At 59.9% G+C, this 15,396-nt stretch carries 12 protein-coding genes; 5 read left to right on the forward strand and 7 right to left on the reverse strand.

What is annotated here, in order from left to right; genetic code table 11:
- Positions 1-4 precede the first annotated feature (4 nt).
- Both amaA and amaB read right to left on the reverse strand, forming a co-directional pair.
- Positions 5-1,291, reverse strand: coding sequence for an L-pipecolate oxidase (gene amaA / locus LJU29_RS18365; RefSeq protein WP_257111027.1), 1,287 nt, complete (start codon positions 1,289-1,291; stop codon positions 5-7).
- A gap of 44 nt (positions 1,292-1,335) precedes the next feature.
- On the reverse strand, positions 1,336-2,826 hold the full coding sequence (amaB, locus tag LJU29_RS18370; protein WP_005754884.1) for an L-piperidine-6-carboxylate dehydrogenase: 1,491 nt from the start codon (positions 2,824-2,826) through the stop codon (positions 1,336-1,338).
- A gap of 253 nt (positions 2,827-3,079) precedes the next feature.
- Between amaB and LJU29_RS18375 the strand changes: the two genes are divergently transcribed.
- The 3 genes from LJU29_RS18375 to LJU29_RS18385 all read left to right on the forward strand — a co-directional run bounded on the left by LJU29_RS18375 (position 3,080) and on the right by LJU29_RS18385 (position 7,639).
- A complete protein-coding gene (locus LJU29_RS18375) occupies positions 3,080-4,327 on the forward strand; it encodes a 2-aminoadipate transaminase (protein ID WP_005754886.1) in 1,248 nt (415 codons plus the stop codon).
- Positions 4,328-4,350: 23 nt separating this feature from the next.
- Positions 4,351-5,739 carry a 2-oxoadipate dioxygenase/decarboxylase HglS gene (gene hglS / locus LJU29_RS18380; protein WP_054994703.1) on the forward strand — a complete coding sequence of 463 codons (1,389 nt, stop codon included), beginning with the start codon at positions 4,351-4,353 and terminating at the stop codon, positions 5,737-5,739.
- A gap of 571 nt (positions 5,740-6,310) precedes the next feature.
- The gene (locus tag LJU29_RS18385; protein WP_054995498.1) at positions 6,311-7,639 is read left to right on the forward strand and encodes a DUF3100 domain-containing protein; all 1,329 of its coding nucleotides are present in this window, start codon (positions 6,311-6,313) and stop codon (positions 7,637-7,639) included.
- A 12-nt stretch (positions 7,640-7,651) separates the two neighbouring features.
- Here LJU29_RS18385 and LJU29_RS18390 read toward each other — a convergent pair whose 3' ends face one another.
- Complete coding sequence (locus tag LJU29_RS18390; protein ID WP_002554369.1) at positions 7,652-8,563, reverse strand: LysR substrate-binding domain-containing protein; 912 nt, start codon at positions 8,561-8,563, stop codon at positions 7,652-7,654.
- Positions 8,564-8,692: 129 nt separating this feature from the next.
- Between LJU29_RS18390 and LJU29_RS18395 the strand changes: the two genes are divergently transcribed.
- A complete protein-coding gene (locus LJU29_RS18395; RefSeq protein WP_057452597.1) occupies positions 8,693-10,069 on the forward strand; it encodes an L-serine ammonia-lyase in 1,377 nt (458 codons plus the stop codon).
- A 13-nt stretch (positions 10,070-10,082) separates the two neighbouring features.
- On the opposite strand, the gene LJU29_RS18400 is transcribed toward LJU29_RS18395, so the two are convergent.
- A complete protein-coding gene (locus LJU29_RS18400) occupies positions 10,083-10,724 on the reverse strand; it encodes a LysE family translocator (RefSeq protein WP_060407064.1) in 642 nt (213 codons plus the stop codon).
- A gap of 6 nt (positions 10,725-10,730) precedes the next feature.
- Entirely contained in the window at positions 10,731-11,513 is a 783-nt protein-coding gene (locus tag LJU29_RS18405) for a YqcI/YcgG family protein (protein WP_057423287.1), read from the reverse strand.
- Between the two features lie 151 nt (positions 11,514-11,664).
- Between LJU29_RS18405 and LJU29_RS18410 the strand changes: the two genes are divergently transcribed.
- The gene (locus LJU29_RS18410; RefSeq protein ID WP_060407066.1) at positions 11,665-12,591 is read left to right on the forward strand and encodes a LysR family transcriptional regulator; all 927 of its coding nucleotides are present in this window, start codon (positions 11,665-11,667) and stop codon (positions 12,589-12,591) included.
- Between the two features lie 122 nt (positions 12,592-12,713).
- On the opposite strand, the gene LJU29_RS18415 is transcribed toward LJU29_RS18410, so the two are convergent.
- Positions 12,714-13,871 carry a M20 aminoacylase family protein gene (locus LJU29_RS18415; protein WP_257111028.1) on the reverse strand — a complete coding sequence of 386 codons (1,158 nt, stop codon included), beginning with the start codon at positions 13,869-13,871 and terminating at the stop codon, positions 12,714-12,716.
- A gap of 4 nt (positions 13,872-13,875) precedes the next feature.
- Positions 13,876-15,393 carry an aldehyde dehydrogenase family protein gene (locus LJU29_RS18420; RefSeq protein ID WP_122320771.1) on the reverse strand — a complete coding sequence of 506 codons (1,518 nt, stop codon included), beginning with the start codon at positions 15,391-15,393 and terminating at the stop codon, positions 13,876-13,878.
- Between the last annotated feature and the right edge of the window lie 3 nt (positions 15,394-15,396).

Below are 15,396 nucleotides of genomic sequence, written 5' to 3' on the forward strand. Positions count from 1 at the left end.
CGGCTCAGAGCACCACGCGTAAGCACTGGCCAGCGTGATACAGCGTGAAACCGGCGTCGTAAGCCAGCGTACGCAGGCCATTGGCCGAGACCTTTTTGCTGCTGGAAAAGCTCACCGGCAGCGCAGTTGCGTCGTTGCTCAGCAGGTAATCAGCAAAGCACTTGCCCATCAGCGTTCCGGTGGTTACGCCGCGGCCATTGAAACCGGTCGCGGCCAGCAAGCCGGGCGCAGGCTCGAACAGACGCAGCAAATGGTCGGGCGTGAAACCGATGCGGCCAGTCCAGGTGCTCTGCCACTCAACCCGACCCAACTGGGGAAAGTAGTGCTGCTGGATGCGATCAGCCCACTGACGAATAAACCACAGCGGATAATTGCCAGCGTTGCCAAGGCTGCCCAGCACCAGTCGCCCGTGGGCATCGCGACGAATACTGCTGAGCACCGTGCGCGTGTCCCAGGAACCCTGCCCGCCACGCAGAATGCCCGCCTGCTCGCTGCCGCTGAGCGGCTGTGAAGCGACCTGATAGTAGTAGCCTGCGAAGATGTGATCCTTGACGTCGGTCCACTCACCTTCGGTGTAGGCGTTGGAGGCAATGATGACCTTCTCGGCGCGCACACTGCCCGCGGCGGTGGACACTTTCCAGCCATCGGCAGTGCGTTGCAGCCCGTTGACGGGAGACTCGCCAAACAGCTGACCGCCCAGCGCCATGACATTGAGCGCCATGCCTGACACATACGCCATCGGGTTCACCGTACCGGCACGGTGATCGAGCAACGCACCGCTGACCTTGTCGGTGCCACAGGCGTCTTCACAGGGTTTTCCGGTCAGCAGTTCGACCCTGGCACCGCGCCGCTGCCACTGCTCGGCACGGCTGCGCAGATCAGCCAGTCCTTTTGCATTGTGGGCCATGTGCAGGTTGCCGGTGCGGGTGTCCTGACACTCGATGCGGTACTTGTCGATAGTCGAAAACACTAGCGCCGGAGCCGCGCCCAATGCGCTATTGAGGCGGCTGGCCTCGACACTGCCCAATACCTTGTCCAGTTCGTCGGGTGCCACCCAGGTGCCTGCATTCACCAGACCGACGTTGCGCCCGGAGCCGCCATGACCAACCTGATGAGCTTCCACCACACACACCGATTTGCCGCCTTCCAGTAACCGCAACGCCGCCGACAAACCGGTGAAACCTGCGCCGATGATGCACACGTCGGCGCTTCGTTCCCCAATCAAGGCCGGACTGACCGGTCGTTGCGGAGTCAATTGTTCCCACAGACAGCCTTCAGCAAACTGCACCATCGAAAAACTCCAGCAATGCCCGTCAAGTAATAGCCTGGTACAGATCAGTCGAAAACGATGCCCTGGGCCAATGGCAACTCGCGGGAATAGTTGACGGTGTTGGTTTGCCGGCGCATGTAGGCGCGCCACGAATCGGAGCCGGACTCGCGTCCCCCACCGGTTTCCTTCTCGCCACCAAATGCCCCGCCGATTTCCGCACCGCTGGTGCCGATATTGACGTTGGCAATACCGCAATCGCTGCCCGCGGCACTCTGGAAAGCCTCGGCCTCACGCAGGTCGGTAGTGAAAATGCACGACGACAGGCCCTGCGGCACTTCGTTGTTCAGGCGCAAGGCCTCTTCGAAGTCGTCGTAAGCCAGCACGTAGAGAATCGGCGCGAAGGTTTCGTGACGCACGACTTCGCTCTGGCCAGGCATTTCGGCAATGGCCGGCGTGACGTAGTAGCCGTTCGGGTATTTGTCCTGCAACTGACGCTCGCCACCGAACACCTGACCGCCCTCGTCGCGCGCCTTGGTCAGCGCATTCTGCATGGCCGAAAATGCTTGCTGGTCAATCAGCGGACCGATCAGATTACCTTCACGAGGATCACCGACACGCACCTTGGCGTAGGCCGCTTTAACCCGGGAAACCGCTTCGTCCTTGATTGAGCGATGCACAATCAGACGACGCAGCGTGGTGCAGCGCTGACCGGCAGTGCCCACGGCGCTGAACAGAATGCCGCGCACGGCCAGGTCCAAATCGGCGCTGGGGGCCAGAATCATCGCGTTGTTGCCGCCCAGCTCCAGAATGCTGCGCCCGAAACGGGCAGCAACACGCGGACCGACTTCGCGGCCCATGCGGGTGCTGCCGGTGGCGCTGATCAGCGGCACGCGCGGGTCATCGACCAACGCTTCACCGGCGTCACGATCACCGATCACCAACTGCGCAAGCGCTGCGGGTGCATCGCCGAAAATCTTCAGCGCCTTGTCGAACAGCGCCTGGCAGGCCAAGGCGGTCAGCGGAGTCTTTTCCGAAGGCTTCCAGATCACCGGGTTGCCGCAGACCAGCGCCAGCGTGGTGTTCCAGGCCCAGACTGCAACCGGGAAGTTGAACGCGCTGATCACACCGACCACGCCCAGCGGGTGCCAGGTTTCACGCATGTGGTGGCCGGGACGTTCGGAGGCAATGGTCAGGCCATATAGTTGGCGCGACAGGCCGACGGCGAAGTCGCAGATGTCGATCATTTCCTGGACTTCACCCAGGCCTTCCTGAGTGATCTTGCCTGCTTCGACCGACACCAGTTCGCCCAGGTCAGCCTTGTGCTCGCGCAGCACTTCACCAAAGATCCGCACCAGCTCGCCACGCCGCGGTGCCGGTACTGTGCGCCACTTCAGAAACGCGCTGTGGGCGCTGTCGATGCGTGCCACGACCTGCGCCTTGCCCTCAAGCGTGACCGAGGCAATCTGGCTGCCATCAATCGGGGTGTAAACCGGATAGTCCCCTTGTGTGTGGGCACTGTTCGCCACGCCCAGACGTGCTAATAACTCGGCAACCATGTTGATTCTCCTGTCATGGAAACGGTGGAAATCACTGATGAACCCAGTATTGATCCACTCGGGGCTAACCCACAAACGACGTTTTTGAAAAACATGATTCCTTTTAGGAATGAACTACCAGCAATTAACAGCAACGAAAGCCGCTACATCGGGAATTATTGGAATGACCCGGTGATTTTATTTCGTTTGCGAGCGTTGCCCGATGTTTGTTTGGATAAGGCCATCATGATCCCCCGGAGTCAGGGCCAGGCCGATGAGCGAACACATCAGCGAATCCATTTCGTTTGTCCACAGCATAACGTTGTCCCACGGCCGCAATGCCGAAGTATGGGGCACCACCGGCAAGCGCTACATCGACTTTGTCGGCGGTATCGGCGTGCTCAATCTGGGGCATTGCAACCCTCAGGTGGTCACGGCCATTCAGGATCAGGCGGCAAAGCTGACCCACTATTGCTTCAACGCTACGCCTCACGATCCGTATATCCGCTTCATGCGGCAACTGACGGAGTTCGTACCGGTGAGTTACCCGCTCAGCGGCATGCTCACCAACAGCGGTGCGGAAGCGGCGGAAAACGCCTTGAAGATCGTACGTGGCGCGACGGGCCGCACGGCTGTGATTGCCTTCGATGGCGGCTTTCACGGCCGAACACTGGCAACCCTGAACCTCAATGGCAAGGTGGCGCCCTATAAACAGAAAGTCGGCGTGCTGCCCGGCCCGGTGTTTCACATTCCGTTTCCCAGCAAGGACAACGGCGTGACCACCGAGCAGGCGCTAAAGGCACTGGAGCGACTGTTCAGCGTAGAGATCGATGTCAACGATGTGGCCTGCATCATCTTTGAACCGGTGCAGGGCGAAGGCGGTTTCCTGGCCATGGAGGCGGATTTCGCTCAGGCGCTGCGAGCGTTCTGCGATGAACATGGCATCGTATTGATCGCCGACGAAATTCAGTCCGGTTTCGGCCGTACCGGGCAGCGCTTTGCGTTCAGCCGCCTGGGCATCGAGCCGGACCTTATTCTGCTGGGCAAAAGCATCGCAGGCGGCATTCCGCTGGGCGCCGTGGTCGGTCGCAAGCATTTGCTCGACAACCTGCCCAAGGGCGGGCTCGGCGGCACCTATTCCGGCAACCCGATTGGCTGCGCTGCGGGCCTGGCCTCGCTGGCACAAATGACTGATGCCAATTTATCCACCTGGGGTGAACAGCAGGAAAACGCCATTGTCTCGCGCTACAACGCCTGGCAGGCAGGCAAGCTGTCGCCGTACCTAGGCAGGCTGACCGGCGTGGGCTGCATGCGCGGTATCGAACTGATCACAGCGGATGGCGAGCCAGGGACCCGGCAGCTTGCCGACCTATTGGCCTCAGCGAGGGACGCTGGCCTGTTGTTGATGCCCAGCGGCAAGTCGCGGCACATCATCCGCCTGCTGATCCCGCTGACCATCGAGCCCGATGTTCTGCACGAAGGGCTGGATATTTTCGAGCGTTGCCTGGCAGCGCTGGCTTGAACACGTACGGAGAAACCATCCTGATGAGCACTGCACGCTTTGCCGACCCGGACCAGATCCGCGCGGGCTTTTCTCGCGCCATGTCGCAGATGTACCAGCACGAAGTGCCGCTGTACGGCACGCTGATGGGGCTGGTCAGCGAGGTCAATGCGCAGGTCATGAGCCGCGACAGCGAGGTGCTGAGCAGCCTGCGCCAGACCGGCGAGATCCAGCGGCTGGACATGGAACGCCACGGCGCGATCCGCGTCGGTACGGCTGAGGAACTGGCCACCCTCGCCCGCCTGTTTGCGGTGATGGGCATGCAGCCGGTGGGTTATTACGACCTGACCGAAGCCGGTGTGCCGGTTCACTCCACAGCTTTTCGTGCCGTGCATGAACAGGCGTTGCAGGTCAGCCCGTTTCGGGTGTTCACCTCACTGCTGCGCCTGGAACTGATCGAGAGTGACAGCCTGCGCGAGTTTGCCAGTCAGGTGCTGGCCAAGCGCAGAATCTTCACGCCCGGTGCCCTGGCGTTGATCGACAAGCATGAGACAGACGGCGGGTTGAGCGAGCCCGACGCTGCCGAGTTCATTCAGCAGGCGCTGGAGACCTTTCGCTGGCATAACACGGCGACGGTCTCGCTTGACGAGTACCAGAAGCTCAATGTCCAGCATCGCCTGATCGCTGATGTGGTGGCATTTCGAGGTCCGCATATCAATCACCTCACCCCGCGCACGCTGGATATCGATGCGGTGCAAAGCGGCATGCCCGGCAAAGGCATCACACCCAAGGCCGTGGTTGAAGGGCCACCGCGTCGCCAGTGTCCGATTCTGTTGCGCCAGACCAGCTTCAAGGCGCTTGAAGAACCCATTACGTTCATTGGTCAGGGGGGCAGTCAGTCGGGCAGCCATTCGGCACGCTTCGGCGAGATCGAACAGCGCGGCGCAGCCCTGACGCCCAAAGGTCGCGCGCTGTATGACCGGCTGTTGAACGAAGCTCGCGACGAACTGGGTGAGTTTCCCAACGAAGCCAACGCCGTGCGCTATGCAGAATTGCTGGAAAAGGCATTTCAGGCTTTTCCGGACAATCATGATGAAATGCGCACGCAGGGGCTGGCCTACTTTCGCTACTTTCCGACTGAATCAGGCATTGCCGAGCGTGCATCCGGCAGCCTGGAGCAGCTTGTGGAAGCAGGTCATGTGCGTTTCGGGCCGCTGGTGTATGAAGACTTTCTGCCAGTCAGTGCGGCAGGCATCTTCCAGTCCAACCTGGGTGACAACGCGCAGGCGCATTACGCGAAGAATTCGAATCAGCAGGATTTTGAGCGGGCACTGGGGCGCAGCACACTTGATGAACTGGCACTGTACGCCGACACCCAGCAGCGTTCGCTCGAGGAATGCGCCAGGGCGTTGGGGCTGAAAGCACTGGCCTGATCTGATCTTGAATGCAATACCTTGCTCGCGAAGAGGCCGGTTCAGTCGATAAAATTATCGTTCCTCACGCTCCAGTGGAATGCGGTGTCGCACGATAGTTGAGGTTATCGTTCCTTACGCTCTGCGTGGGAATGCAGTTCGCGACGCTCTGCGTCGCAAAAAGAGGACGCAAAGCGTCCGGAACGGCATGCGACGCGGAGCGTCGCACGATAGTCATTTTCAAGGGCGGTGCAGCCCTTTCTGTGTTCTGTTTAACGCAACGATAAATAAAATTCGCAATATTGGTGTGCAACCTCGCGCTATGCATACTGCGATTGCGTGTGGACAGCAAAGTGCCGTATTCAAAGGCTCATCCCTTCAAATAACGCACCCTGTAATCCCCTTGCAAAGGCTCGAAGCAGCCTGGGTCCGGATCACGTTCAGACCTCATAAAAATACTTGGCCGGATAACGGCCTCCATGACTTCATGGACTTTCCAACGCTGCCCTGGCGCCTCATCGCGCCGACCTGAAAAACAGAATAACGATTGATAAGGCCTGAAAAAGGCCATTCAGCAGGCAAGGGGATCATCATGCAAAACTCACACGCTGCAGTGTCGGGCGACAATCAGGCCGTTTCATCGACGGTGAAGCTGTATCTCTGGGCCGCCGTTATCCTGATCATTGCCGAGATGATCGGTGCCGTCAGTATCCCGCTGGGCCCAGGCAAGGTGGTGCTGCTACCGATGGTATGGGCGCTGTTGCTGGGCGCGATGGTGGGTATCGCCAGTCGCCGCCTGCCAGGCAGCATCGGTATCGATCACGGCATCCAGCTGCGCTCGGCCTCGATCCTGCAACCCGCCCTGCTGATTTTCATTGCCAAACTCGGTCTCGTCGTCGGCGGCTCGCTGCCGGTAGTGTTCGCCTCGGGATGGGCGCTGGTGTTTCAGGAGTTTGGTCACTTTGTCGGCACCGTGGTGCTCGGCCTGCCGGTCGCGCTGCTGCTGGGCATCAAGCGTGAGGCAATCGGCGCGACGTTCTCGGTTGGCCGCGAGCCCAGTCTGGCAATCATCGGAGAGCGCTACGGCATGGACTCCCCGGAAGGCCGCGGCGTACTGGCCGAGTACCTGACCGGCACCCTGTTCGGTGCGCTGTTTATTGCCATCGTTGCCGGCTTTATCGCAAGCCTGGGGATCTTCCATCCCAATTCGCTGGCGATGGGCTCGGGCATCGGCTCGGGCAGCATGATGGCTGCTGCAGCCGGTGCAATTGCCGCGCAGCAAACGCCGGAAGTCGCCAAGGAGGTCATGACGCTGGCGGCGGCATCAAACCTGATCACCACCACCATCGGTACTTATTTCACCCTGTTTATCTCCCTGCCACTGGCAGTGTGGGGCTATCGGGTGCTGGAGCCGCTGATCGGCCGCATCACCAAGGCGTCCATGACTGATGAAGGCCTGCGCCACAGCGATGTGTCACTGGAAGTTCCGGAACTGGGCTGGGCGGGCAAGATCAGTGCGTGGCTGGCAGCCGGTGCACTGGCGCTGATTGCCAACTATGTCGGCTACAAGACGCTGTCGGCCGATGCATTCACCGGCATGGGCATCATGATTTTCTGTGCCTTCGTCGGCGAAGCGCTGTGCAACCTGATCCGTCGCAAGATCCCGGCAGTGTGCATGGTGTCGCTGGTGGCGATGTTCCTGACTTCACCGGCCTGCCCCTGGGCGGCCGAGATTGCCCGGATGACCAGTTCGATCAACATGCTGGCGGTCATTACCCCGATGCTGACCTTTGCCGGCCTGTCGATTGCCAAGGACCTGCCAGCCTTCCGCCGTTTGGGCTGGCGAATCGTGCTGGTATCGTTCCTGGCCAACTTCGGTACCTTTATCGGTGCCGTGCTGATTGCCGAGATGTTTCATTGATTCTGGAGCGGACTAGATCACTGCTTCGTTCACCAGCCAGTCATGCACAGCGCGGCGTGCCGGAGTAGAGAGCGCACCCTCACGATAGGCCAGGACGTATTTCTTCCTGGCCTTGATCGGATGCCCGAACGGCACGATCAACAAGCCTTGCTCCAGCTCATCAGTAATCAGCGCCTTGCGGGCAATGGCCACGCCCATGCCCATGCGCGCGGCGTCGATGGTCAGGTGGTTGCGGTTGAAGGTGTGACCACGGCGCACGTCGATACCATCAGCGCCGATGGCGGTCAGATAAAACTCCCACTCAGCGTATTCATAGCTGCCGCGCCAGGCAGTGATGTCATGCAGCAACGGAAAGTGCACCAGCTGGCTGGGCGTATCGAGTGGCGGCTTGCCCACCAGCAGGCTTGGCGAACAGACCGCAAACAGCTCTTCTTCCAGCAACGGCGTGGTCGACAGCCCCGGATAGCTGCCGTCGTTCAGGTCGATGGCCAGATCGAAATCGTCATCGCGCAACGACCCGCTGCTGTCTTCGGCAATGATCCGCAACTGGATGTCCGGAAACGCTTCCTGCAAGCGTGGCAGGCGCGGCATCAGCCATTTGCTGAGGAATGAGGGGATGCAGCGCAACTTGAACACCCCGCCGATGCGCCCGGAATACAGCAGACGCAGCTCTTCGCTGATACGGCTCTGCACCTCGTTGGCGACCACCGCCAGACGCTGGCCTTCGGCGGTCAGCTCCAGCCCGCGCCCGACCCGGTGAAACAGCGCGAAGCCCAGGCGCTCTTCAAGCTGGCGCATCTGCTGGCTGATCGCGCCGGGAGTGACGTGCAGCTCTTCGGCGCACCGGGTGAAGGAAAGATGTCGGGCTGCGCAGGCGAACACCTGTAACCAGGCGTGCATCTGTGCGTTGAAGATTCTGCTCATTGAAGAGTTCCGCTAAAGCGTTGCATAGCAACAATCGTTTGTCGTTTCGACAGCCGAAGCCAAAGATGAGTAACAGAAAAAGGGGAATACCAAATTCCCGTGCATCATCTCACCTGAAGGACCTTCGTGATGGCTATCAGCGTCTTCGACATGTTCAAAATCGGCATCGGGCCCTCCAGTTCTCACACCGTCGGGCCAATGCGCGCCGGGGCACTGTTCGTGACCGAGCTGCGCAACCAGAACCGGTTGCACAGCGTAGAACGGATCGAGGTGCGATTGTACGGCTCTCTGTCGGCCACCGGCATCGGACACGGCAGCGATCGCGCAACAGTCATGGGCTTGATGGGCGAATGGCCGGACCAGATCGACCCTGGCCAGGTCAACCAGCGCATCGACGCGCTGCGTGCCGATAACCAGCTGATGCTGGCGGGCGAGCAGGCCATCACCTTCGTCTGGGAGCGGGACATGTGCCTGCTCAATGAAAACCTGCCGTACCATCCCAACGGCATGACGCTGTGCGCCTACGGCAAGACCGGTGAAGTTTACGAGCAGACCTACTATTCGGTGGGTGGCGGCTTTGTGATCGACGCCGAACAGGCAGCCAGCGGCGTGCTGGACAACGACACCACCGTCCTGCCCTACGATTTTTTCAGTGGCGCGCAGCTGCTGAAGCTGTGCAAGACCCACGGCATGAGCATTTCCGAACTGATGATGGCCAACGAGAAGGTCTGGCGCAGCGAGGAAGAAATTCGCGAGAAAATAATGGTCATCTGGGCCGCGATGCGCGCCTGCGTGGACAAGGGCCTGCTTGAAACCGGCATCCTGCCCGGCGGGTTGAACGTGCGCCGTCGCGCCTACCGCCTGCATCAGAGCCTGCAGAACCTCGATAACCCGAACGTGATCGGCTCGACCCTGAGCGCCATGGAGTGGGTCAACCTGTTCGCCCTGGCGGTCAACGAGGAAAACGCCGCGGGCGGGCGCATGGTGACCGCGCCCACCAACGGCGCGGCGGGTATCGTGCCTGCGGTGCTGCATTACTTCATGAAGTTCAAGCCTACGGCCAATGATGACGACGTGGTGCATTTCTTCCTGAGCGCTGCTGCGGTCGGCATTCTGTGCAAGAAGAACGCGTCCATTTCCGGTGCCGAAGTGGGTTGTCAGGGCGAAGTAGGATCGGCCTGCGCAATGGCCGCCGCTGGCCTGGCGGAAATTCTCGGTGCCACGCCCGAACAGGTGGAAAACGCGGCCGAAATAGGTCTGGAACACAACCTGGGACTGACCTGCGACCCGGTCGGCGGGCTGGTGCAAATCCCTTGCATCGAGCGCAACGCGATTGCTGCCGTGAAAGCAATCAACGCTGCACAAATGGCGCTGCGCGGCGACGGCGAGCACTTCATCTCGCTGGACCACGCCATCCGCACCATGCGCGACACTGGTGCGGACATGCACGACAAATACAAGGAAACTTCACGCGGCGGGCTGGCAGTCAATCTGATCGAGTGCTGATCGGCGCAGGCGTTTACTGATTCAACAGTGCCGAGCCCGAATAGAAGATTCCGCCCAGCGCGATCAGCAGCAAGGTCACGCTGGAGGCGACTTCGATCTTGCGCTTGTACTTCAAGGCCAGCTTCTGACGCATCAGGAAGATGTAGGCAAACAGGATCGACAGGTCAATGATGATCCACAGCAACGACAACAAGGCAATGCTGCCCTTGAACGATTCGGTGACGTGAATGAACTGCGGGAAAAACGAGACGAAGAAGATAATGTCCTTCGGATTGGAAATCCCCACCAGAAAACCGGTCACCAGCCCGCTGTGCCTGCTACGCGCAGGCAACGGCGCTGGCGCTGCTTCAGGCGGCGTCGGGGTGTAACGCAACGCCTGTTCCAGCGCCTGCATCGACAGATAGGCGATGAAGAAACAGCCCACCAGGCTGATCCAGTTGAGCATGCTTACGCTCACCGACAGCGTGCCCGTCAGAATCAATGCCGCGACCAACACCAACACCAGTGATGCCCAGTTGGTGCCCAGCGCCGTCAGCATCGCGCGTTTCGGCCCGCACGCCAGGCTGGTATTGACGATCAGTGCCACCACCGGACCAGGGGTGATGATCAGCATGAAGACGCTGAACATGTAGATCAGCAGCAACGATATATCCATGGGTACTCAACGCTCGTTCAAATGGTCAGTCTTGTCGACTTTGATATGCAGAGGACAACGGGACAGTGAAAGCCCGCCTTCTTCATACAGTTGGTATTGCTTCCATTCCAGGCTGCTACGGTCGCCGAAAAAACCCAGCGTGTCGGGTACCACGCCGTTGTTGTAATCGGCGATTCGCTGGCGAATCTTTTCCCTGACCTTGCGACCACTTTCCGTCTCGGCGCTTGCCACCTCGTCAAAGTTCTCCCGAGGGTTGACCACAAACACAATGTGCCCACCCAGCGAACGGCTTTTCATCGCGCTGTGACGGGGAAAGCTCATGTTGATGAACACCGGCAGTCCGGCGAAGTGATAGGTCCACTCGAACACTTCAGGGTCTGTGCAGGCTTTGGCCGACCAGGGCGTTCGGTCACCGTCATGTAAATGCTGCAAGGTGGCCCACGCATAGGCCTGCTCTTCGGCCAAGGTGTTGAAATCGGTTTTCTCGAAAATGACAATCAACGGGTTGAACAGGCGATCTTCAAGTGGCGTGTCATTAACGAACTTTACATACGCTTCCATGCCGTCACGTAGCGCTTGTTGCTCATTCTCACAGGGGATGAACAGCAGCAGACAGCTTCCGGACTTGTTGGCACGGCGGCCAAACAGACAAGGAAAGCCCTTGTCACTCAGCACCTGCTCGAACTGCCTGTAAGCCTGAACCCTCCAGCCCATTTCCAGGGCGGTGTCACTTTCCAGCAAATGTCTTACAACAGATTGGCGTAACAGCTTTTCGGACTTGGGCAGCATATTCCCTCACGCACGCAGCAGATAAGAACACCGCCTTATTGTTTGATTTTTACGACAGTGGACGAGCCGGCGATTCTGACCGGAGACACGTGCGCGGAAAAATGGAAAAAGGTGTAACCTACTATGACAAATAATCATGGTTAGTTATCACATGACTGAACGTATACCGCCTCTTTACGCGCTGAGAGCCTTTGAAGTCGCGGCTCGATCATGTTCATTTACGCGTGCTGCGCAGGAACTCTCCCTTACCCAGAGTGCCATCAGTCGTCATATTCGTACCCTGGAAGAAACCCTTGGCTGTCGATTGTTCGAGCGCAATGGCCCGCGGCTTTCGCTCAGTGACGAGGGCCGGCGGCTGTCCAGTCAACTCAAGATCGGCTTCCGGATTATCGAGGACGCTTGCCAGCCCTTCCGGGGTCAGGGCGCGAATCTGCGCCTCAAATCACCATCCACCCTAACCATGCGCTGGCTGCTGCATGCGCTGGAGTCCTTTAAAAAGCCTGCACCCGCCCTGCCGGTGCAGCTCTCCAGCGTATGGATGGACTTTGATAGCGTGGACTTCTATTCGGAGCCTTTCGACTGCGCGATTCTGCTGGGCAATGGCAGCTTTGGTGCCGAGGTGGAAACCTGCAAGCTGTTCGATGAGTGGCTGATTCCGATCTGCTCGGCAGACACGTTAGGCGACCAGCCGTGGGGAACAGAGAGGCTGCAGGCCGCTGAACTTATCCATCCTTCCAGCGACCGCCACGACTGGCGGCGCTGGCTGAACCGGATGGACCTCTCTGGTCAGGTGACGTTGAGCAAAGGCAAGGTGTTCGACACCCTTGATCAGGGCATTACCGCTGCAGTCAGAGGGCACGGTGTGTCGATTGGCGATCTGTTTCTGGTCGCTGATGACCTGAACGAAGGTCAGGTCTTTCTGCCGTTCAACTCGGCGGTTGGCACCGGAGATGCCTATTACCTGGTCTGGCTGCAGGACAGCTTCAAGCGCCAGCGAGTACTGGAACTGCGCGACCACCTGCTGACCTGCCTGCCGGACATATCCGGTATTGCAGTGGAGTTGCTCGCGGCACCTTGAAGGAGTCCGTTCCCGGTGGGAGTGAGCTTGCTCACGAAGAAGCCGGACAACCCCATAAAAAGGGCGTCTGGACCATTGCCTTCGTGAGCAAGCTCACCCCTACGGCATAGTATGCAAGCCATTCAACTCAGCGGCAGACACTGCTCCACCAGCGACGTCCAGACCGCCACACCCGGTTCGATCACCTGGTCGTTGAAGTCGTAATACGGGTTATGCAGCGCCGCTGACGGCTTCTCGCCATCGACGCCCATCCAGATGTACGCACCCGGGCAGGCATGCAGCATGAAGGCGAAGTCTTCGGAGGCCATCGACGGGTTACAGCCCCACTGCACGTTGGCCTCGCCGACTGCGGAGACTGCTGCACGACGGATCGTGGCTGCTGCTTCGACATGGTTTTCGGTCACCGGGTAGCCTACGTTGTAAACCAGTTCGCCACGCACCCCGAAGGCCGTCGGCAAACGCTCGACGAACTCGCCGATCAATCGCTGGACCTTTTCCCGCACAGGGGTTTGCAGGCAACGCACGGTGCCACGCAGCGTGGCGGTTTCCGGGATCACGTTGATCGCCTCTCCGGCATTGAACTGAGTGATGCTGACCACCGCCGAGTCGAGCGGTGACAGGCGCCGGGAAACAATGGTTTGCAGCCCCAGCACCAGCTCGGCTGCGGCCACGATCGGATCATTGCCCTTGTCCGGCATGGCCGCGTGGCTGCCCTTGCCGGTCAGGGTGATTTCGAAGGTGTCCAGCGATGCCATCATCGGCCCTGGATTGATGACCACCTTGCCAGCAGGCACGCCCGGCCAGTTGTGCAGACCGTAGATCGCTTCCATCGGAAAGCGCTCGAACAGACCGTCTTCGATCATCCGTTGCGCGCCGCCGAGGTTTTCCTCGGCAGGCTGAAAGACAAAATGCACCGTGCCAGCAAACCGGCGGGTTTCCGACAGGTGCCGGGCGGTGGCCAGCAGAATTGCCGTATGGCCATCGTGTCCGCAGGCGTGCATGCAGCCCTTATGGGCCGACTTGTGCACGCTGTCGCCCAGCTCCTGAATAGGCAGGGCGTCCATGTCGGCGCGAATGCCGATGGTCGGGCCGTCGCCATTGCGCAGGGTGCCGACCACGCCAGTACCGCCCAGACCGCGGTGCACCTGAATGCCGAAGCTACTCAGCAGATCAGCCACCTTGTCCGAGGTTTTCAGCTCCTGAAACCCCAGCTCCGGCGCAGCGTGGATCGTGCGGCGCCAGACAGTTGCTTCGTCGATCAGTGTCTTTGAAATGGGCATGTACTTACTCCAGACTCGCGCCGTAGCCAAAACTGGCGGCAGGCTTGGCGGCGGTTTCGACCCAGACGCTTTTCACTTCGCTGTACTCGCGCAGTGCATCCAGACCGGAAGAACGGCCATAACCACTCTCACCATAGCCGCCAAACGGCGAGCTGACGTGGATAGTCTTGTAGCCGTTGACCCAGAACGTCCCGGCACGCACCTGTCTGGCAACGCGATGGGCGCGCCCGACATCACGGGTCCAGACGCCACCGGCCAGACCGAAACGGCTGTCGTTGGCGATGCGGATCGCGTCTTCTTCATCCTTGAACGGAATCGCTACCACCACCGGGCCGAAGATTTCTTCCTGCGCACAATGCAGCTCGTTGGTGCCCGCCAACACCGTCGGGTTGACGTAATAACCCGGCTTGTTCGGGATCGGATCAGCCTGCTCGCCAACCAGTCTTGCGCCGTCTTTCAATGCGCGCTCGACCATGCTCTTCACATGGTTGTACTGCTTGGCATTGTTGATCGGGCCGATCTGGGTGTCCGGGTCGCCGGGGTCGCCGACCTTGAACTGAGTCGCCGCCACCGCCAGCGCTTTGGTGAACTTCTCGAAAATCGATTCCTGCACCAGCAGCCGTGAGCCGGAGACACAACTTTGCCCGGCACCGGAGAAAATCGCCGCCTGCGCGCCACGCAAGGCCACTTCCAGATCCGCATCGTCGAATACGATGTTGGCTGACTTGCCACCCAGCTCCAGCACCGCGGGAATACAGCGCTGCGCCGCAGCCACGGCGATATGCCGACCGGTCGCTGGCGAGCCGACGAACACCACTTTGCGGATGTCAGCCTTGGCAATGAACGCCTGGCCGATGGAATGGCCGAAACCGGCAATCACGTTGACCAGCCCTTTCGGTACTCCCGCGCGCTCAATCAGCACACCGACCATCAAAGAGCTCAGCGGCGTCAGTTCGGACGGTTTGAGGATGACTGCGTTACCCGCCGCAATCGCCGGGGCGATCTGCCAGCCGCAGGTGAAGATCGGCGCGTTCCACGGGGTGATCTGCAACACCGTGCCCAGCGGTTCGTAGGTCACGTAGTTGAGGTGGGTGGTCGGCACCGGGATGATTTCGCCATGCAGCTTGTCTGCCCAGCCGGCGTAATACTCGAACATCTCGGCTACCTTGAGCACTTCAACGCGGGCATCGCGGATCGGCTTGTTGGCGGTCAGGGATTCGATCTGCGCAAGATGTTCCAGTTCTTCACGAATCAGATTGCCTACCTGGTACATGGCGCGACCCCGCGCCTGAGCGGTCAGCGCCCACCATTGCTGCTGCGCAGCCTTGGCCGCCTTGTCGGCGATGTCGACCAACGACTCGTCAGCGTCCGGAAAGCTCAGCAACAGGCTGTCGTCATGGGCATTGCGCACTTCAACCGGCGCGCTGTGGCCTTCAATGAACTGGCCGCCGACGTAGCTGGCAATGACACTGCGATCGCCCCAGTAAGGACGCATCAGTTCAAGAATTTTTGCAGTGCTCATCGC

This window comes from Pseudomonas ficuserectae, assembly GCF_024584585.1.
GTDB lineage: Bacteria > Pseudomonadota > Gammaproteobacteria > Pseudomonadales > Pseudomonadaceae > Aquipseudomonas > Aquipseudomonas amygdali.